Annotated in this window: 20 protein-coding genes; 5 read left to right on the forward strand and 15 right to left on the reverse strand. The window is 67.2% G+C overall.

Annotation, left to right across the window (positions count from 1 at the left end; all coding sequences use genetic code 11):
- Nucleotides 1–32 precede the first annotated feature (32 nt).
- A complete protein-coding gene (locus tag BSZ14_RS04420) occupies nucleotides 33–833 on the reverse strand; it encodes a response regulator (RefSeq protein WP_076709966.1) in 801 nt (266 codons plus the stop codon).
- Between the two features lie 268 nt (nucleotides 834–1,101).
- Between BSZ14_RS04420 and BSZ14_RS19580 the strand changes: the two genes are divergently transcribed.
- The 3 genes from BSZ14_RS19580 to BSZ14_RS04430 all read left to right on the forward strand — a co-directional run bounded on the left by BSZ14_RS19580 (nucleotide 1,102) and on the right by BSZ14_RS04430 (nucleotide 3,267).
- A complete protein-coding gene (locus BSZ14_RS19580) occupies nucleotides 1,102–1,251 on the forward strand; it encodes a NepR family anti-sigma factor (protein WP_158069170.1) in 150 nt (49 codons plus the stop codon).
- A gap of 102 nt (nucleotides 1,252–1,353) precedes the next feature.
- Nucleotides 1,354–2,850, forward strand: a complete 1,497-nt coding sequence (locus BSZ14_RS04425; protein ID WP_338012070.1) for a sensor histidine kinase — start codon at nucleotides 1,354–1,356, stop codon at nucleotides 2,848–2,850.
- A gap of 282 nt (nucleotides 2,851–3,132) precedes the next feature.
- The gene (locus BSZ14_RS04430) at nucleotides 3,133–3,267 is read left to right on the forward strand and encodes an entericidin A/B family lipoprotein (RefSeq protein WP_042489972.1); all 135 of its coding nucleotides are present in this window, start codon (nucleotides 3,133–3,135) and stop codon (nucleotides 3,265–3,267) included.
- Between the two features lie 335 nt (nucleotides 3,268–3,602).
- On the opposite strand, the gene tatC is transcribed toward BSZ14_RS04430, so the two are convergent.
- The 8 genes from tatC to argS form a co-directional block, all read right to left on the reverse strand.
- Nucleotides 3,603–4,391: a twin-arginine translocase subunit TatC gene (gene tatC, locus BSZ14_RS04435; protein ID WP_076709968.1), complete on the reverse strand. Its 789-nt coding sequence runs from the start codon at nucleotides 4,389–4,391 to the stop codon at nucleotides 3,603–3,605.
- A complete protein-coding gene (tatB, locus tag BSZ14_RS04440; RefSeq protein WP_076709969.1) occupies nucleotides 4,388–4,852 on the reverse strand; it encodes a Sec-independent protein translocase protein TatB in 465 nt (154 codons plus the stop codon). The genes tatC and tatB overlap by 4 nt, the downstream gene beginning before the upstream one ends.
- Nucleotides 4,853–4,884: 32 nt before the next feature.
- Nucleotides 4,885–5,121 carry a Sec-independent protein translocase subunit TatA gene (locus BSZ14_RS04445; protein WP_042489978.1) on the reverse strand — a complete coding sequence of 79 codons (237 nt, stop codon included), beginning with the start codon at nucleotides 5,119–5,121 and terminating at the stop codon, nucleotides 4,885–4,887.
- A gap of 153 nt (nucleotides 5,122–5,274) precedes the next feature.
- Complete coding sequence (gene scpB, locus BSZ14_RS04450; protein ID WP_076709970.1) at nucleotides 5,275–5,889, reverse strand: SMC-Scp complex subunit ScpB; 615 nt, start codon at nucleotides 5,887–5,889, stop codon at nucleotides 5,275–5,277.
- Nucleotides 5,886–6,611 (reverse strand): segregation and condensation protein A, encoded by a 726-nt coding sequence (locus BSZ14_RS04455; protein WP_042489981.1) that lies wholly within the window; start codon nucleotides 6,609–6,611, stop codon nucleotides 5,886–5,888. The genes scpB and BSZ14_RS04455 overlap by 4 nt, the downstream gene beginning before the upstream one ends.
- 200 nt (nucleotides 6,612–6,811) lie before the next feature.
- Nucleotides 6,812–7,816, reverse strand: coding sequence for a glycoside hydrolase family 3 N-terminal domain-containing protein (locus BSZ14_RS04460; RefSeq protein ID WP_076709971.1), 1,005 nt, complete (start codon nucleotides 7,814–7,816; stop codon nucleotides 6,812–6,814).
- A gap of 10 nt (nucleotides 7,817–7,826) precedes the next feature.
- The gene (locus BSZ14_RS04465; RefSeq protein WP_076709972.1) at nucleotides 7,827–8,567 is read right to left on the reverse strand and encodes an SPOR domain-containing protein; all 741 of its coding nucleotides are present in this window, start codon (nucleotides 8,565–8,567) and stop codon (nucleotides 7,827–7,829) included.
- On the reverse strand, nucleotides 8,567–10,303 hold the full coding sequence (gene argS, locus BSZ14_RS04470; RefSeq protein ID WP_076709973.1) for an arginine--tRNA ligase: 1,737 nt from the start codon (nucleotides 10,301–10,303) through the stop codon (nucleotides 8,567–8,569). Before argS ends, BSZ14_RS04465 begins: the two co-directional genes overlap by 1 nt.
- A 228-nt stretch (nucleotides 10,304–10,531) precedes the next feature.
- Between argS and BSZ14_RS04475 the strand changes: the two genes are divergently transcribed.
- Nucleotides 10,532–10,831: a hypothetical protein gene (locus BSZ14_RS04475; protein WP_042489988.1), complete on the forward strand. Its 300-nt coding sequence runs from the start codon at nucleotides 10,532–10,534 to the stop codon at nucleotides 10,829–10,831.
- Nucleotides 10,832–10,905: 74 nt separating this feature from the next.
- On the opposite strand, the gene BSZ14_RS04480 is transcribed toward BSZ14_RS04475, so the two are convergent.
- Nucleotides 10,906–11,643, reverse strand: a complete 738-nt coding sequence (locus BSZ14_RS04480; RefSeq protein WP_076709974.1) for a helix-turn-helix transcriptional regulator — start codon at nucleotides 11,641–11,643, stop codon at nucleotides 10,906–10,908.
- Between the two features lie 90 nt (nucleotides 11,644–11,733).
- On the opposite strand from BSZ14_RS04480, the gene BSZ14_RS04485 reads away from it, so the two are divergent.
- Nucleotides 11,734–12,156, forward strand: a complete 423-nt coding sequence (locus BSZ14_RS04485) for a GFA family protein (protein WP_042489992.1) — start codon at nucleotides 11,734–11,736, stop codon at nucleotides 12,154–12,156.
- 8 nt (nucleotides 12,157–12,164) lie between these two features.
- On the opposite strand, the gene BSZ14_RS04490 is transcribed toward BSZ14_RS04485, so the two are convergent.
- The 5 genes from BSZ14_RS04490 to ftsA form a co-directional block, all read right to left on the reverse strand.
- Nucleotides 12,165–13,331 (reverse strand): deoxyguanosinetriphosphate triphosphohydrolase, encoded by a 1,167-nt coding sequence (locus tag BSZ14_RS04490; protein WP_076709975.1) that lies wholly within the window; start codon nucleotides 13,329–13,331, stop codon nucleotides 12,165–12,167.
- Nucleotides 13,328–15,409 (reverse strand): SPOR domain-containing protein, encoded by a 2,082-nt coding sequence (locus BSZ14_RS04495; protein ID WP_076709976.1) that lies wholly within the window; start codon nucleotides 15,407–15,409, stop codon nucleotides 13,328–13,330. The genes BSZ14_RS04490 and BSZ14_RS04495 overlap by 4 nt, the downstream gene beginning before the upstream one ends.
- Nucleotides 15,410–15,538: 129 nt before the next feature.
- A complete protein-coding gene (locus BSZ14_RS04500) occupies nucleotides 15,539–16,009 on the reverse strand; it encodes a hypothetical protein (RefSeq protein WP_042490001.1) in 471 nt (156 codons plus the stop codon).
- A gap of 222 nt (nucleotides 16,010–16,231) precedes the next feature.
- Nucleotides 16,232–17,764 (reverse strand): cell division protein FtsZ, encoded by a 1,533-nt coding sequence (gene ftsZ / locus BSZ14_RS04505; protein WP_076709977.1) that lies wholly within the window; start codon nucleotides 17,762–17,764, stop codon nucleotides 16,232–16,234.
- A gap of 119 nt (nucleotides 17,765–17,883) precedes the next feature.
- Entirely contained in the window at nucleotides 17,884–19,143 is a 1,260-nt protein-coding gene (gene ftsA, locus BSZ14_RS04510) for a cell division protein FtsA (RefSeq protein ID WP_042490014.1), read from the reverse strand.
- Nucleotides 19,144–19,149: the final 6 nt, after the last annotated feature.

The raw sequence follows: 19,149 nt of genomic DNA on the forward strand, positions 1-19,149 counted from the left end.
AACCGTTTTGGGTCCGTAACCGTAGGTCTTTCTTATTCGGCCGGAACGGTGCTCTGGTCGAAGAACAGCGCCTGGCTGATCGCGGCCTTCACGGTCGACCGCTGGAACGGCTTGGTGATCAGGAAGGTCGGCTCCGGTCGCTCGCCGGTCAGCAGTCGCTCGGGGAAGGCGGTGATGAAGATCACCGGAACCTCGAACTCGGCCAGGATGTCCTTGACCGCATCGATGCCCGAACTGTCATCGGCCAGCTGGATGTCGGCCAGCACCAGGCCGGGCCGATCCTCCATGGCCAGCGCCACGGCCTCGTCACGAGTCACCGCGACGCCGGTAACTTCATGGCCCAGGTCGCGGACGATCGTCTCGATATCCATCGCGATGATCGGCTCGTCCTCGATGATGAGCACGCGGGCGCGGGTCTGCTTCTCGATCTCGGCCAGCGCCTCTGACACGAGATTCTCGACCTCGCTCGGCTCAACGTCGATCAGATAGGCGGCGTCCTCGGGCGTGAAGCCCTCCATCGCGGTCAGCAGCAGCGCCTGGCGCGATAGCGGCGTCATCCGGGCCAGGCGCGCGCGCGCCACACCTTCATTGCCGTCGGCATCGATACCGTCATTGTCCAGCTCGTCATAATTGGCCGACGACCAGATGCCCTGGAACATGCGGTACAGCCCCAGGCGGGGATCGACGTCGCGCGGAAACTGGTCCGGGGCCGCGACGATCGCCTCCAGCGTGGCGCGGACATATTTGTCGCCGTGCATCTGGCTGCCGGTCAGGGCTCGGCCATAGCGCCGCAGGAAGGGAAGATGGGGCGCAAGCTGCTGTCCAAGCGACATGGGTAATAATCACTCCCTGAAGTATTCGCGGGTGCCTGATGTGCTGACCCCCGCGCATGTTTTCAATGCCGTTTCCCGAAATCTCCGTCAGACACGCCCTCTGGACGTCCCCTCTGGTTTTTTCGTATCGCATCGGGAACCAACAAGATCGAATTTGGTTTCATCGCCACATCAACTATGGCCCAGGCATGACGCCAACCGGCAGTGCCCATGGCCGCCATTGCGTCGGTTGCCCCGCTAGTGGGTCGTGCAGGGGGATATTTTGAGTTTGGGCAACAAGACGAAGAACACGCCATCCGAAACGCCCCCAAAGGGCGGTCAGAAAGATGCGGGCTCGGCCCTTCGCCAGGCGTATCAGAAGACGGTTGACGAGCAGGTTCCTGCCGAGATGCTTGACCTTCTCAGCAAGCTGGACTGAACGTCCGGCTGAATGGCCAGCACCCCTCCCCAAGATATCGAGGCGCCCGAGCGCCTTCGCCCCGCTCCGCCCCGTCTCGCCACGGGCGCGAAGCTCGTCCTCGTGCTGGGCAGCACCCTGCTCATTCTGGCGGCCATCGCGGTATTCGCGACGCTCCAGACCACCAGGCTTGCGGACAGCGAGGCAAGCGGCCGGTTGCGGATCGCGGCGAACGAAGATGCGCGTGCCATCGCCACCGAGCTGATGGGCGACATGACGGCGCTGCGCGTCGCCGTCCGCGCCATGGGCCAGGCTCCGCTCGACATGCCAAGCTGCGCGCGCGCCCAAGGCGTGTTCGCACAGCAATCGATGACCGGCGCGCGCTTCCTCATCACCAGCCGCGCGGGCAAGGTCCTGTGCGGCGATCCGCTGCCTGCGGCATTGCCGACCCAGGTCGACGGATCGCCGATCGGGGCCGACATCCTGCCCGGCAAAGGACTGGTGCTGTCGGTCGCCAGCCAGGACGGCCGCGCCCAGGCCCGCGCTTTCTTCCCCCTGCCGTTCCTTGAGTCGCTGGTCGACCAGAGCAACCCGACCAGTCCGATTGAATCGGTGCTGGAACTGGACGGCGAGCTGCTGCCTATCAAGCAGCTTTCGCGTCAGGGTGCGCTGGAGCGGAGAAAGTCGATGCGGACCGAGCTGGGCATTGCCGGCCTGGTCCTGCGCACCTCCACGCCGAGCGCGCCGATCACGTCGTCGCTGATCGTGGCGCTCGCGCTGCCGCTGCTGATGTGGCTGGCCGCCGTGGTGCTGGGCTGGTTCATCGTCGACCGGCTGCTGATCCGCCCGCTGCGCCGATTGCGCGCGATCGTCGCGACCTATCAACCGGGCGAGGTTCTCGACATTTCCGGGGTCGAGGCCGCGCCCGCGCAGGAAATCCGCGACCTGGCCGACACGTTCGAGGCGATCACCCGTACCGTCGCCACCCACGAGGCCGGTCTGGCCGAAGGGCTGGTGCGCCAGACCAAGCTGACCCGTGAGGTCCATCACCGCGTCAAGAACAACCTGCAGGTCATCTCCAGCCTCATCAACTTCCATGCGCGCGGCGCGACGGGGCCGGAGGCGATGGCCGCCTATTCCTCGATCCAGCGCCGGGTCGATGCGCTGGCGGTCGTCCACCGCCACCATTTCGCCGAGCTGGAGGAAAATCGCGGGCTGAACCTGCGCACGATGATCGGCGAACTGGCCGCCAATATCCGCGCCACCGCGCCGGAAAATGCCGCGGGAATCGGTATCTCGCTCGACGTCGCCCCCCTGTTGGTCAACCAGGACGTGGCGGTCGCCGTCGCTTTCCTCGTCACCGAGACGATCGAGCTGGCGATGAACTGCGATCCGGCCGCGCAGATCCGCGTGGCGATCAAGCCAGCCGAACAGGAAGGCCGCGCGGTCGTCCGAGTCGTCACCCGTGCGCTGGTCGAGACGGACCAACTCCGCCACCTGATCGGCAAGCGCTATGGCCGGGTCATGGAGGGGCTGGCACGGCAGCTTCGTGCGCCGCTGCATCACGATCCGCTGGTCGGCGCCTATGAGATCGCCATCCCCATTGTCGGGCGCGACTGACTTTATTGAAAAAAAGATCGGCGCTCGTCAAAAAGGCGGGAACCCCTGCCCCAGCAGCGTGTTTTGATCTTCGGATAGCGAACTTATGCCCCCCCGCTCTCGCTGTCCAAGTCATAGGCCTGGAAGCGTCCACCCTCCCCCCCCGGTGACGCTTCCAGGCCTTAATCCTTTTCAGGGCCACCGCCCCATCTCCCGATATCTGGCACAGCGTCCGTAACAGAGGCGGAACGATTGCACGCCTGACGCATTGATCGGCAACGGAATTCATCGAGGAGACTGAGAATGCGTAAGCTCATGGGTCTGGCAATCGTCGCCGGTGCGCTGATGGTCAGCGCGTGCAACACCGTGGAAGGCGTGGGCAAGGACGTCAGCTCGGCAGGCAACACCGTCGCCAAGACGGCCGACAAGTCCAAGTAAGCCTTTCACCCGGCTGACTTTGCAAAAGGGCTCCGGCGGGCTTCCGTCGGGGTCCTTTTTGTTTTGGGGCGGGGTGGGGCAGCTTCATGTCATTCTGCTTTAGCCGTCGGGCGGATGATATGCTTTCGCCCGATCGCGGGCGTTAAGGCCCCCCATATGGGTAATTCCGCCCTTGGCCTTCGACTTCGCTCAGGCTGAACGGCTGCTGGGCTTTGACCCATTTTTCTCGGTCCGTTCAGCCTGAGCGAAGTCGAAGGCCACGTCCCATTCCTCCGCCCAACAAAAAAGGGTCCCGGCTTTCACCGAGACCCCTCACACTCCCGAACCCGACCCGATCACGCCACCGCGTCGGCATCCTCTTCCGCAGCCGTCGCCTGCTTCGACCGCGCCCTTTCGGTGAACCAGATGCCGATGATCGCCAGCTCGTAGAGAATGATGAGCGGCACCGCGAGCAGCACCTGCGACATCAGGTCCGGCGGGGTCAGCACCGCCGCCACGGCCGTCGCCGCGACGATGGCATAGCGCCGCGCGCCGATCAGCTGTTTGCGGGTGACGATCCCCGCCCGCTCCAGCAGCATCAGCAGCACCGGCAGCAGGAAGGCCAGGCCGAAGGCGAACAGGAACTGCATCACGAAGGACAGGTAATTGCCGATCGCGGGCAGCGCCTCTCGCTTCACCCCGCCGACCATCCCGTCAAAGCCCAGCAGGAAGTGCAGCGCCATCGGGATGGCGATGTAATAGGCCATCGCCGCGCCCATCAGGAACAGCACGGGCGTCGCCAGCAGGAAGGGCAGCAGCGCCTTCTTTTCCTTACGGTACAGGCCCGGCGCGACGAACTGCCACAGCTGGTTGGCGATCACCGGGAAGGAGATCATCATCGCGGCGAAGAACGACACCTTCACCTGAACAAAGAACGCCTCGAAAATCTGGGTATAGACCAAGGTCCCCTGCCCGGCGCGCAGCAGCGGCTTGGCCAGGAAGCCGAAGATCGACTCCGAAAAATACATCGACACGCCAAAGGCCAGCCCTACCGCGATGATGCAGTACAGCAGCCGCCGACGCAGCTCGATCAGATGCTCCAGCAAGGGTGCGCGGCTGGCGTCGATATCGTCCTGGTCGCTCACGATGCTGCCCCCTCGGTCCCGCGCGAGGGATGCTCGCCCATGGGCGCAGGCGAAACGACCGGTTTTTCGACCATCACCGGCCGATCGCTGTGATCCGCCTGAGCATCACCGTGGTCGTGCGCCTGGGGATCGCGGTGCGGCGCATCGGGCCTCGTGTGATCCGGCAGGGCTGCCGGGGTTGCCGTCGGCGGCGTCGCTTCGGCATCGACATGCGGAGGCGCGTCGGCGGCATGTTCGCGCATGATCCGCTCATTCTCCGCGGCCCAGCGCTTTTCCATTTCCTCCAGCTCGGCCTCCCGGACCATATTGTCGAAGCCCTGGCGGAACTGGCGCGTGACGCCGCGCGCCTTGCCCACCCAATAGCCGACGACACGCATCGCCTTGGGCAGGTCCTTGGGACCGATCACGACGAGCGCGACGATGGCGACCAGCAGGAACTCGCTGGAATCGATGTTGAACATGAAAGTCCGCTGCTGGCTTTAACGGACCGGGATCAGCGATCGTCGCGCACGCGCTCGCCATCGCGATCGAAGGCAGGCTCGGCCGACTTCTGCGCCTCGATCCGCGCCGACGGCTTGGCGGACGTCTCGTCTTCCTCGGCCATGCCCTTCTTGAAGTTCTTCACACCCTTGGCGACATCGCCCATCAGGTTCGAGAAACGCCCGCCGCCGAGCAGAAGGATCGCGACGACCGCGAGGACGAGAAGGTGGATCGGGCTAAAGCTGCCCATGGCACGTCTCCTGGAATTTCTATCTATCTAGGCTTTGGCATCACCAGCGGCAATGGGCCAACGGCAATGGTCGAGCGATGGCATGGCCCCCGATCGGGGATGCAAGGGCCGTGGCGGAGCATTGTGACGCGGCCATGACGCAAAGGAAAGCACTCAATCGCGTTCCTCCTCACCCGAATCCGGGGCGGAGTCGGGCATATCCTCGTCCCCCATCCGCTCCAGCGCCAGATCGACCGGATCGAGCAACCCGGCGGCGCGCAGATCCTCCAGCCCCGGCAGGTCCCGCCTGCTGGTCAGCCCGAAATGCTGGAGAAAGGCGGGCGTCGTCGCATAGATTAGCGGTCGCCCCGGCACCTCGCGCCGTCCGGCGGGGCGTACCCAGCCCGCCTCCATCAGCACGTCGAGCGTGCCCTTGGAGATGGCGACGCCGCGTATCGCCTCGATCTCCGCCCGGCTGACGGGTTCGTGATAGGCGATGATCGCCAGCGTCTCGATGGCGGCGCGCGACAGGCGGCGCGCTTCCTCCCGGTCGCGGCGGAGCAGATGCGCCAGATCGGGCGCGGTCTGGAAATGCCAGCGGTCGCCGCGCCGCACGAGCATGATGCCCCGCCCGCGATACTGCGCCTCCAACCGCTCCAGCGCCGCGCGGATATCGCCGCCCCCCCTCCCCACGCCGACATGGGCGCGGATCGAATCCACGCTCATCGGCTCGGGCGAGGCGAACAGCACCGCCTCGACGGCGCGGACGATCGGGTCGATCTCGGTCATGGCGCGGGCTGGCGGATCAGCAGCGGCGCGAAAGGGGCCGCCTGGCGGAGTTCGACTTTACCCTGTCGCGCCAGTTCGAGCACCGCGAGGAAGCTCGACGCCAGCGCCGACCGTCGCAATCGCTCGCTGCCGTCGGGCAGGAAGGTCTCGATCGCCGACCAGTCGATCCGGCTGCCGACCAGCATCGACACCCGCTCCAGCGCGGCCTCCAGCGTCATGACCTGCCGATCGGCGACGACATGCATGACCGGGCGGGTGCGCGCGTTGATCCGGCCATAGGCGGATATGAGGTCGTACAGCTCGGCCTGCCACAGCGCCTTGCGCTGCACCGCCAGCCCCTCGGGCGCGCCACGCGCGAAGACGTCACGGCCCAGCCGGTCGCGCGCCATCAGACGTGCGCCGCATTCCCGCATCGCCGCCAGCCGCTCCAGCCGGAGTTGCAGGCGCAGCGCCATCTCTTCGGGGTCCGGCTCCTCCTCGGGCTGGCGCGGCAGAAGCAGCGAGGATTTGAGATAGGCCAGCCACGCGGCCATCACCAGATAATCGGCGGCCAGCTCCAGCTGCATCCGCCCCGCCTTGTCGACGAAGCGCAGATATTGCTCGACCAGGGCCAGGATCGAAATCTGCCGCAGATCGACCTTTTGCGAACGGGCCAGCGACAGCAACAGGTCGAGCGGCCCCTCCCACCCGTCCAGATCAAGCGTCAGCTGTTCCCCCGTCATCGCGGGGAACTTAGCGGCGATGCGAAGCCATGGCGAGACAGGCGACGTATCTTTCCTCGCCCTTTCCAAATCCTCCCCAAGCTCGCTTGGGGAGGGGGACCATCGCGCCAGCGATGGTGGAGGGGCGGGATGGATGGGACCATGCCCCTCCACCACGCCCTGCGGGCGCGGTCCCCCTCCCCATCGGAGATGGGGAGGATTTAGCGGGTCAGCGCCAGCAGTGCGTCTCGGCGGGCGATCAGTTCGGCGAAGTCGCCCTTCCCTGCCCCTACGCTTGCCATGGCGCGGTCGAGGCGTGCGCGCGCCGCTTCGGTGATCGGGGGCACGCGCCCGGCAATCTCGACCATCTCGTCCATCCGCGCCCAGCAATCTAGGACCAGGTCACATCCGGCCGCCAGCGCCCCCGCCGCCTTTTCGCCTGCCGTGCCCGACAGCGCCTTCATGTCGATATCGTCGGTCATCAACAGGCCGTCGAAACCGATCCGCCCCCGGATGATCCGCTCGATCACCACCGGCGACAGGGTGGCGGGGCGCGCGGCGTCCCAGGCCTCGAACACGATATGGCTGGTCATGCCCATCGGTGCGTCGGACAGCGTGATGAAGGGTTCGAGATCGACTTCCAGCGCCGCCTCGTCGGCGGTGACGGTCGGCAACAGATGGTGCGAATCGACCAGTGCGCGGCCATGGCCCGGCATATGCTTGACCACCCCGACCACACCCGCCGCCGCCAACCCGTCCAGCATGGCACGGCCCAATGCGGCCACCTGCATCGGCTCGGAGCCATAGGCGCGGCAGACGATCGCCTCGGTCGTGTCGGGTTGCGCCACGTCGAGCAACGGCGCGCAGTCCACGGTGATACCGACCTCGCGCAGCATCACGCCCAGCGCCTGGCCGTTGGCGCGCATCGCCTGGATCGCCGACATCGGCGCTTTTTCGTATAGCTGCGCAAAGACCGGCCCGGCGGGAAAAGCGGGCCATTCGGGTGGCCCCATGCGCGCGACACGGCCGCCTTCCTGATCGATCAGGATGGCCAGATCGTCCCGCCCCGCCAGGTCCCGCAACGAGTCCGTCAGCGCACGGACCTGCGCCCGGTCGACGATGTTGCGCTTGAACAGGATATAGCCCGCCGGTTCGACCGAGGCGAAGAACGCCCGCTCGTCGGGGGTCAGCACCGGGCCGGACAGGCCGAAAATGACGGGGATCATGGGTGCGCGATCAGCTGGCGACGAAGCAGCTTTCGCCCGCCACGCGCAGGCGACCGCAGATATCGGCGGCCTGGTTGGCCGACCCGGCATTCACGCGCAGGCGATACAGGGTCTTGCCGTTGGAGGCGACGGGCTGGACCACCTTGCCTAGCGCGGCGACGTAGGAGAAGCGCTTCGAAAAGCGATCCCAGGCGGCATTGGCCGAGGACTCGCTGGGATAGGCACCCAGCTGGACCATCGCACCGCCGGTCGGGGCCGCAGCGGGGGCACGCGCCGCCGCGACGGGTGCGGGGGCGACAAGCTTGCCGCCCGATTCCGGCACCTGCGCCACCGCGTTACGGCCGCCATTGGGTTCGGCAGGCTTCGGCACGACACGCGTGCCGTTCATCGGCGCCTCGGGCACGGCGCGCAGGTCGATCGCGCCGGTGCCGCCGGGCTTGCCCGCGCTGGTGGCGATGGCGGTGTTGCCCTCGCCCTTGATCTTCAGGCCGCCCGGATCGGCCGGGCGAACCTTATAGTCGCCCTCGGGCGCGGCGATCACCGCGCCGTCGCCGTCTGCGGCTGCACGATGCGCCTGCCACTTGTAGAAGCCGAAGCCGATCGCGGCCAGAATGGCGAGCCCCAGAATGACGAGCGCGATCACCTTCCCGATGCCGACACCCTCGGGCTCATCGGCCTCGACGGTTTCCAGCCAGGGCAGGCGATCCGCTTCGTCCAGATCCAGGGCACGGCCGTCCGTTTCGTTCGCCATCACTTCATCTCCGACACGGCTTCGACGCCCATCAGCGCCAGACCATTGCGTATGATCTGCCCGATCCCCTCGCTGAGGAAAAGACGCGCGCGGGTCAGTTCGGCATCGTCCGCGATCAGGAAGCGACGATCAACCCGGTCATTGCCGACATTCCAGGCCGCATGGAAGGCGGCGGCGAGGTCATAGAGATAGAAGGCCACGCGATGCGGCTCGCGCGCGGTCGCCGCCGTCTCGACGATGCGCGGGAACTGTGCGGCCAGCTTGACCAGCGCCAGATCCTCGGCGTCGAGCAGCGACAGGTCGGCGGTGCCGCCCCCATTCTCAAGGCTAATGCCCGCCTCGGCCGCACGCCGCTTCAGCGAGGCGATGCGCGCATGGGCATATTGCACATAGAAGACCGGATTGTCCTTCGACGCCTCGACCACCTTGGCGAAGTCGAAGTCCATCTGCGCGTCCGCCCGGCGGGTTAGCATGGTGAAGCGCACCACGTCCTTGCCGACCTCGCGGACCACATCGGCCAGCGTCACGAAATTGCCCGCGCGCTTCGACATCTTCACCGGCTCGCCGCCGCGCAGCAGGCGGACCATCTGCACCAGCTTCACGTCGAACCTGGTCTTGCCGCCGGTCAGCGCCTCGACGGCGGCGACGATCCGCTTGACGGTGCCCGCATGGTCGGCGCCCCAGATGTCGATCAGCTGATCCGCCGTCTGCGCCTTCTGATAGTGATAGGCCAGGTCGGCGCCGAAATAGGTCCAGGCGCCGTTCGACTTCTTGATCGGGCGATCCTGGTCGTCGCCATATTGGCTGGAGCGGAACAGCGGCAGCTCGACCGGCTCCCAATCCTCGGGCGTCTCGCCCTTGGGGGCCTCCAACACGCCGTCATAGACAAGGCCACGCGACCGCAGTTCGGCCTCGGCCGCCTCCGGCTTGCCCGCCGCCTGCAGCTCGGCTTCCGACGAGAAGATATCGTGATGGATGCCGAGCAGCGCCAGATCCTCGCGGATCATCGCCATCATCGCCGCCACCGCGCGGGTGCGGAACAGGATCAGCCATTCGCTCTCGGGCGCGTCAACAAACGTGTTGCCGAACTCGGCGGCAAGTGCCTCGCCCACGGGCTTCAGATACTCGCCCGGATACAGACCCTCGGGAATTTCGATCGTCGCGCCCAGCGCCTCGCGGTAGCGCAGATGCGCCGAACGGGCGAGCACGTCGACCTGGCCGCCCGCATCGTTGACATAATATTCGCGGATGACCTTGTGCCCCGCAAATTCCAGCAGCGTGGCGAGCGCGTCGCCCACCACCGCGCCGCGGCAATGGCCCATATGCATCGGCCCCGTCGGATTGGCCGAGACATATTCGATATTGACGGTCACGCCCTGCCCGCGCGTCGAACGGCCATAATCGCCACCCGCCGCCGGGATCGCCGCCAGCTCGTCGCGCCACGCCGCCTCGGTCAGCCGCATGTTCAGGAAGCCCGGCCCGGCGACCGAAACATTGTCCACCTCATCCAGCTTGCCCAGCTCGGCCGCGATCGCCTCGGCCAGCGCGCGCGGGTTGGTGCCTGCGGGCTTGGCCAGCACCATCGCCGCGTTGGTGGCGAGGTCGCCATGGCCGGCGTCGCGTGGCGGTTCGACGGTCACGTTGCGGCGATCCAGCCCGCCGGGCAGCGTGCCGGCGGCGACCAGCGTGTCCAGCGCCGCGTCGATATGCGCGGCAAAGCGGGTGTAGAGGGTCATCACATCGTCCGATCGGGGTAGCAAAGCGTTGCGCTCTAGCGAAATCGGACGCTCGCTTCAAATCTTGGCGTGCAAGGGCGCGGGACGATTGCACCAAGTGCAATCAGGCGGAATCCCTTTGCAGTTGCTGACAATGCTGCATCGCAATATTTCGGTATACGAAAGTAAAGCGCGGACAACGCGCGAGAGGACCTGATCCGGCTCAACGCACATGCGGGAGTTTCGATCATGCGCAAGACCATTCTGATCCTGGCCGCCACCGTCGCCGCCGCCATCCCCACCATCGGTGCGATCGCCGCCGAGGGCGAGCAGCGCTTCGTTCACGAGGGCAGCACCTATGTCTATACCCGTTCGGACGCGAACGGCCAGTCGGTGATTCAGGGTCATCGCTATCCGGGCGGCGAGCCGTTCCGCTTCGTCGTGAAGGGCCACCGCGTGACCGGCACGACCGGCAACACCCCGGTCGCCTTCACCACCGACGAAGCCCGCGGCGCGCTGGGTGCCGGCGTGGAGACCAGCGCTCGCTGAGCTTGGCCTGACGGCTGAACGAAAAAAGCCCCGTGTGTCCGATGGGACACATGGGGCTTTTTCGTGAAACGTTTCTATCCGTTGCAAGAGCCCGAAGCGCCCTCCGGCGCTGCGGCTCGGCGATATCCTTCCCGCTCTTCATCCATCGCGGCCTGCCATTGCGCACGCAAAATTGCTCGACGCTGCGGGACGGGTGCCTCCAATACGGTGGCCGATAACATCCTGTCGGTCCGAAAATATCGGAAGGCACCGCGTAGTTCGCACCAGGCCGCCATGATACGGCCACTGTCGCGATAGCCCAGCAGCACAGGCCAGACGACACGATGGGATATCGCACCGCGATCCGACCTATATTCGATCGTCACCTTTCGATTGGACCGGATCGCCTGGCGGAGGAGGGAAGCATCCACACGCTCCTCCGGCGCTTCGACGGGGGCAATGCTGGTGGCAGGCTCTGCAATATGCCCGCGCAAGGCCTCCGGCACGCTGGCCTCGATCTTGGCGATCAGGTTTTGCGCCGCCCTGGCCAGTTCGGGCTCGCCACGGCTGGCTACCCAGTGCGCGCCCAGCACGACCGCATCCAGTTCATCGCTGGTCAGCATCAGCGGCGGCATGTCAAAACCGCGTTCCAGAATATAGCCGATCCCCGGCTCCCCGCGGATCGGAACGCGCTGCGCCATCAGCGATGCGATGTCGCGATAGACCGTGCGTAGCGACACCTCCAGTTCCGCCGCCACCGACAGGGCGGAGATGGGCCGCTTGGCCCGCCGCAATATCTGGACGATTTCGAACAGGCGATCGGCCCGACGCATAAGAGGTCCCCAGCCCATACTGACACAACGGTGTCAGCATGACTATGCGATCGACGGCCTTCAGCCAATGTCCTGGCAGGAGAAAAGATCATGACGAAATGGATGGCGAGTTGCGCATGTGGTCGCGTGGAGTTCCACCTCTCGGCTCCGCCCACCATGATGGCGACGTGCCACTGCACCCGTTGCCGCAAGGTCGGGGCCAGCACCTTTGTCTTCGTGGAGGCGTCGACCTTCACGTGGATCAAGGGGCAGGATTCCGTCCGGCGATTGGCAGCGGAACCACCCTATCTCTATAATCGCCACTTCTGTGGCGAATGCGGCACGGCGCTGGGCGAGCCTGGCGTCGGGACGTCCTTTCCTATCAACGCTCACTGCTTTGACAGCGAGCTACCCCTCCGTGTCCGGTTTCACGAGTTTGTCGATGAAAAACCCGACTGGTATGCCATCTGCGATCAGGCCACCCAATATGCCCGTCATCCGGTTAAGAACGATCCGCCACCGGCCGAGGCATGACGACGCCTCTAAAACCCCTCCGGCAGATCGATCGCGCCCACAATCTCCCGATAGCATCGGACGGCATAGCGATCGGTCATCCCGGCGATGAAATCGGCGATGTGCCGACTGCGCGCCGGTTCCTCGGTCGGCAACCGCTCGCGCCACTCCTCCGGCAGTTGCGCAGGGTCGGCGCGATAGGCCGCGAACAGGCCCTTCACGATGCCGTGGGCCGCGTCCGCCGCCGCCAGCTGGAGGGGGTGGTGGTAGAGATTGGCGTACATGAAGCGCTTCAGGTCGCGCTCCTCGATCCGCATCGCGTCCGAAAAGCCGACCAGCGCCCGGCCCGCCGCGCGGACATCGGCCACGTCCCCCACCCCGCTCTCGGCGATGCGAGTGCGGGTTTCGGCGACCAGATCGTTGACCATTACCCCGATCTGTGAGCGGATCAGTTCGCTCGCCAGCCTTTTGGGCGGGACATCGGGGAATTGCGCCCGGGCCGCATCCCAGCCGCGTGCGACCAGCGGCACGGCCAGCAACTGGTCGAGTGTCAGCAGCCCGGCGCGCAGGCCGTCATCGATATCGTGATTGTCATAGGCGATATCGTCCGCCAGCGCCGCGACCTGCGCCTCCAGCGAGGCATGGCTGTCCAGATCGAGCAGAAAGCCGGCATCCGCCTCCTGCAAGGCCCACCCCGGATGGCGCACCGGCCCATTGTGCTTGGCCAGCCCCTCCAGCGTCTCCCAGCTGAGGTTCAGCCCGTCCCAGCGCGGATAGGGCCGTTCGATCTCGGTCAGGGTGCGCAGCGTATGGCCGTTATGATCGAAGCCGCCCTGCCCGGCGAGCGCGGCCTTCAGCGCATCCTCGCCCGCATGGCCGAAGGGTGGATGGCCGATATCATGCGCCAGGCACAGCGCCTCGGTCAGGTCCTCGTTCAGCCCGAGTGTCCGTGCGATCGTCCGACCGATCTGCGCGACCTCCAGGCTGTGGGTCAGGCGGACGCGGAAATGGTCGCCGTCGGGTGCCATGAAGACCTGGGTCTTGTGGCGCAGCCGACGGAAGCTGATCGAATGGATGATCCGGTCGCGGTCGCGCTGGAATGCATCGCGTGGCCCGCGCGCCAGTCCGCTCGCTTCGTCATGACGGCGGCCCCGACTCTGTTCGGGATAGGAAGCCCAGGGGGCGAAGCGGCTCACTTGGCGTCGAGCCGCGTCACCGCCTGCCCTGCGTCGCTGGTCACGGGGAAGGCCGAGACCCCCTTCTTGGCGAGCTGGTTGACGAAGGCGCGCGCCTCCGCATCGGTCTTGAACGGGCCGGTCAGGACCCGGTAGGTCGCGCGCAGCGGGGTCTTGTACCCCTTGTGCGCGGCGAACAGCTCGGGCGCCTTCGCCCTGGTCGCGGCCCAGGCCTTGGGCAGGTCGTTCTCGTTCGCGCCGCCCGCGACCTGGACCCAGATACGCTCGGGATTGGCCCGCGCGCGCTTCTTTTCCTCGGCCTCTTCCTTGGCGGCGAGCGCCTTTTTCTCGGCCTCGGCCTTTTTGGCGGCCAGCGCCTTCTTCTCGGCCGCAGCCTTGGCGGCGGCGGCCTTGCGTTCAGCGGCGGTGGGCGCACGCGGGGCGGCTTCCGCCACCTCCTCGGCCTTTTCCCGCGCTTCGCGATCGCGCTCCGCCTTGCTGCGCGCCTCTGCGACGACGCGCTGCGCGCCGCTGCTCACCGGCGTGCTGGCCGCGATGGCGGCGGGACGCTCGGGACCTTCCACGCCGAGTTCGGAGGCAGGGATGGAGAGATTGGCGACGATCCGCGCCAGCACCGAGTCTTCCCGAACCCCACGTGCCGGGGTCGGCGGGGTGCGACGGGCCGCGACCCGTGTCGGGCGCGGGGCGGGTGCCGGCTCTTCGACCTGGCTGGGGACCGGCTGGACCATGGCCATGGCAACCGGCGCGGGCCTGACGGGCACGGGGTCCGGTGCGGGCACCGCCTGCACCATCTGGAGCGGCGGCGTCGACGGGGCGGCGGCGGGCAGCGGCTGGACCATCGCGGTGGCGGTGGTCGGGCTCGAGGTCACCGAGGCGGGCGTCGCGGGCGCCGTCACGGGCGCGGCGGGCAATGGCTGGATCATCGGCTGCGCGGTGTTCGATGCCATGGCTACCGGCGCACGGGTTTCGGATGCCGTCGGCAACGCACTGGTGAAGCCCGGCTGCGGTTGCGGCTGGACTTGCGTTTTTGGAGCCGCCTGCGGGGTTGCCTGCGATTGGGGCAGCGGCTGGACCATCCGCATCGGCGAAGCCGCCGCCACGACGCGGGGCGTCGGCGTCGATGCGATCTGCACCGGCGCGGGCGTGACCGGCGTCGTATTGGCCGCCATCGCCACACCGCGTGCATTGCGCCCGCCGCGCCGTCGCGCGTCGCGCGTCGTCACCTGCGCAGGCGTCGCCACGGGCGCAGAGGCCAGCGCCACCGGGGCTTCCGGGGTCAGCGGCGGCAGGTTCGGGGCCAGCCTTGCATCGGCCAGCCGTTCGGGCGTCGCGCGGGTTTCACCAAAATGCACGGCAAAGGCGCGGTCGACGGCGGGCAGGCTGGGCAGCCGCTGGAAAAAGGGTTGCAGCCCCTGCGCCAGCTGCGGCGGCATCATGGTCGAGGCGATCCGCGTCGCCTCGGGCAGGTCGCCCCCCATCGCCAGGATGAAGGCGCGCGCACGCCAGGCGGCACGGTCGGTCTTGCGCAGAAGCGGATCGAGCTGTTCGAGCGCCTGATCGCGCTGGCCGGAAATGCCCAGCGACAGCGCATAGCGGCGGATGATCTCGTCACCCGCGCCATTGGCCAGCGCCAGCCGGTAATCGCGCTGCGCCCGCGCCTGATCGCCGATCAGGTCATAGGCCAGGCCCCGATCGCCCGCGAACTTGGCCGGGGCAAGGCCCGCCGCCTCGGCCTGGGTGAAATAGCGCAGCGCCTCGCCGGGCCGTTCCGACCGGACCAGGATCGAGGCCATCCCCGCCTTGATCCGGGGATCGCGGGCGTCGACCTTCTCGGCACGCGCCAGCAGGGAGGCGGCGCCCGACAGGTCGTCGAGATGGATGGACAGCTCCGCCGCCTCGACCAGCGCATCGACATTGCGGGGGTTCTGCGCGACGCGGCGCATTACGTCCCCCAGCTTGTCGGCATCGGTGGTGCCGGGAAGCGGCTGCACCACCTCCTGTGCGAGAAGGGGCACGGGCGCGGCGGCGAGGGCCAACGCGAGCGCGAGCGAAGCGCGGGGAAAAAATGCGAACGTCATGGGACTATCGCCCATAAAGCGTGTTTTCCGGCGCGCGGCAATGGTTAACCCATCGCCAGCGCGCCCGAGTGCTCCGGACCGTCGACCAACAGGCAAACACCACGTCCCCGCACCCCACACCCCGTGCGTTCAGCGGTGCGGATCGGCCACGAACGAGGTCTTCGCGCCTTTTGCCAGCACCACATAGGCACGGTTCCATGGCTGATCCCCCAGCATGGTCCAGGCATGGCCGGTGCCGGTATGATCCTCCGCGACCAGCACGTCACCGGGACGCAGGGTGAAGCTCTCGCCCGTGCGGGTCACGAACTTCAACGTGCCTGCCAGGGTCAGCACATATTGCGGCTCGGGATCATTGTGCCAGTCGAAACGCGAATGCGGCGCGGTCGTCTTGAAATGAATCCTTTCGACCGCGCTGGGCACGCCGGGCGTCACGCTGCCCTCCTCGACATGCGAGTTGCCGTCGGGGCCGGTGAACAGGCGGAAGGCATGGATACGGCCGTGGCCGGGCGCTGGCTCGGCCGAGGCGATGCCCGTCATCGGCGCAAGGGCCAGCGCCGCGCTGGCGGCCATTACACAGGATTTCAGGGGCTTGAAGCGCATTGTGTTCTCCTTGTCCGGGTGCCGCCGCGCGGGGGCGGCTTTTCCGGGGAACGGATCGCATCGGGGGCCGCCCCAGGCGAGTGAAATTCCTGTAAGATGGGGCGAGGACGGGCCTCCTCGACCGGGCGCCCCTCCCCATCGCCGAGCGCACGAAAAAGGCCCGCGCGATCCTGTCGCACGGGCCTGATATCGGTCCGGAATACCCGGCGAGCGGGCCGGAAATTACTGGTTGTTCTGCCGGTGCAGGAAGCGCGGAATGTCCAGCGACGAGTCCGACCCGCCCTGCGCATTCTCGTCACGCTGCGCACCACGCGCCGCGTTCGACATACGCTCGAACAGCGTACCGCCCAGCTTCACGCGCGGCGCGGGCTGTGCGGGCGCTTCACCGGCTTCGCTGCCGGGCGCAAGCCAGCGGCGGCGGGCTTCGTCGCTGCCCGGTGCGGGCTCGACCGCGGCGGGATGCGACGGCGCGGCGGGAGCCGGAGCCGGAACGATGGTGTCGGCACCCAGCACCAGTTCGTCATCCGCCACCGGCGCGGGGGCCGGTGCAGGTGCGGGCTTGGCGACCGGCGCAGCGACGCTCGACGCGACGGGAGCCGCCAGCGGTGCGGGCGCAGGGGCCGCGACCGGCTGCTCGACCGGGGCGGCCGGAGCCACGCTGGCCTGCGGCGCAGGCGCGGCGGCGGGCTCGCTCGGGCGATAGCTGGGCGTATCGTCCGACTTGCGGGCCATGCCGCCCATGCTGAAGCCGCTGCGGTTCGCTTCCGAAGGCGACGGCGCGACCTTGAGGTCGGCATCGATGCCGGTCGCCACGACCGACACGCGGATGCGGCCTTCCAGCTCGGGGTTGAACGCCGAACCCCAGATGATGTTGGCGTCGGGATCGACCAGCTCGCGGATATGGTTGGCGGCCTCGTCGACCTCCAGCAGGCGCATGTCGTCGCCGCCGGTGATCGAGATGATGACGCCCTTGGCGCCCTGCATCGACACGCCGTCGAGCAGCGGGTTGGCGATCGCCTTCTGCGCCGCCTCGATCGCGCGATTGTCGCCGGTGGCCTCACCGGTGCCCATCATCGCCTTGCCCATCTCCTGCATCACCGAACGCACGTCGGCGAAGTCGAGGTTGATGAGGCCCGGCATGACCATCAGGTCGGTGATGCCGCGCACGCCCTGCTGCAGCACCTCGTCCGCCATCGCGAACGCTTCCTTGAAGGTCGTGTTGGCGTTGGCGATCAGGAACAGGTTCTGGTTGGGGATGACGATGAGCGTGTCGACATATTTCTGAAGCTCTTCGATGCCGCCGTCCGCCGACTTGGCGCGACGATTGCCCTCGAAGGCGAAGGGCTTGGTCACGACGCCGACCGTCAGGATGCCCATGTCGCGCGCCGCCTTGGCGATGACCGGGGCCGCACCGGTGCCGGTGCCCCCGCCCATGCCCGCGGCGATGAAGCACATATGGCTACCCTCGAGCAGACGCGACAGGTCGTCGATCGTCTCTTCGGCGGCCGCGCGGCCGATCTCGGGACGGCTGCCCGCGCCCAGGCCCTGCGTGATCTTGGCACCCAGCTGGATACGCTGCGGCGCGATCGACTGCTTCAATGCCTGCGCGTCGGTGTTGGCGACGAGGAAATCCACGCCCTGTACCTCGGCGCGCATCATGTTCGCGATCGCGTTGCCGCCGGCACCGCCGACGCCGATCACCGCGATACGCGGCGTCAGCTCGTCGACCTCGGGTGCGATGAATTCGATGCTCATCCCAATTCTACTCCGCCGTTCCCGGTCGATACGCTAAGACCAGGCCCCTGAATAACTGTTGATGCACCAGCGACCGGCCCGGTGCCAACCCAAAACTGCCCAGCTTCGGGCAGATTTGCTTAATAATTTGCCTTGGCCGCCTGAATCAGCCGTCGGAACAGCCCCATGCCGCTCGGCCGGTGTACCGTCTGGTTCACCGCGGGGATGCTGCGCAGGTCGATCGGGTCGGTCGCGGCATAGAAAGCCAGACCCGCCAGCGTCGCGAAAGCGGGTCCGCCATGCGCATCGGGCAGGCCGGTCAGCCCGCGCGGCCGGCCGATCCGAACCGAGCGGCCCAGCGCCTGCTGCGCATAATCGGCGATGCCCTTCAGCTCCGCGCCGCCGCCGGTCAGCACGACCTGGCGCCCGACCGGCCCCTCGAACTTCAGATGCTGGAGCGCCTTGCGGATCTCGCCCATCTGATGCTCCAGCCGCTGGCGGATCACGCCGATCAGCTGCGCCTTGGTGATCTGCATCGTGTCGCCGCCATCCTCGGCTGAGATCGGCGTGACCTGGATCATGTCGTGATTGTCGCGCGGGGAGGCATTGGCCGAGCCGTGGAAGCACTTCATCCGCTCGGCCATCTGGCGGCGCGTCCCGAAGGCCGAGGCCACATCATCGGTAATGTCCGCCGCGCCCATGGGCAGCGAACACAGCCCGACCAGCATCCCCCCGGCGAACAGCGAGACATTGGTGATCCCCGCCCCCATCTCGACCAGCGCGACGCCCAGCTCGCGCTCCTCGTCCGACAGGCAGGCCAGCCCCGTCGCAACGGGGGCGGCGATGATCGACTTCACCTCCAGATGCGCCGAGCGGACGCACAGGTCGAGATTGCGCACCGGCGATCCATCGGCGGCGACGACATGGATATGCACGCCCAGCCGGTCGGCATGCAGCCCCAGCGGCTTCTTCACGCCGGTCAGCCCGTCCAGCGTATAGAGCGCGGGCTGCGCATGCAGCACCATGCGCCCCTGCGGATCGATCGAGTTGCGCCCGGCCGCCAGCAGCGCGTCGATATCGCCCTGTTCGACGCGGTGACCGCCCAGCTCGAACTCGACCTCGGCCACGTCGGACACCAGGCCACCGGCCGAAAAGCCGACCCAGACATTCTCGATATTCAGCCCGGCGATCCGCTCGGCCTGTTCGACCGCCTCGCGCACCGCCGCCTCGGTCGCGCCCATGTCGGCGATATAGCCGCGCTTGACGCCCCGGCTCTCACGCTGGCCGGTGCCCAGCACGATCAGCTCGCCGCCATCGCCCTTGCGCGCGATCAGCGCGGATACCTTGGACGACCCGATGTCCAGAGCGGTAATCAACCCTTCGGGCGCAATCTTTGCCATGACCTT

Origin of the sequence: Sphingomonas sp. Sph1(2015) (assembly GCF_001970915.1) — a bacterium.
In the GTDB taxonomy this organism is placed as follows: Bacteria; Pseudomonadota; Alphaproteobacteria; order Sphingomonadales; family Sphingomonadaceae; genus Sphingomonas; species Sphingomonas parapaucimobilis.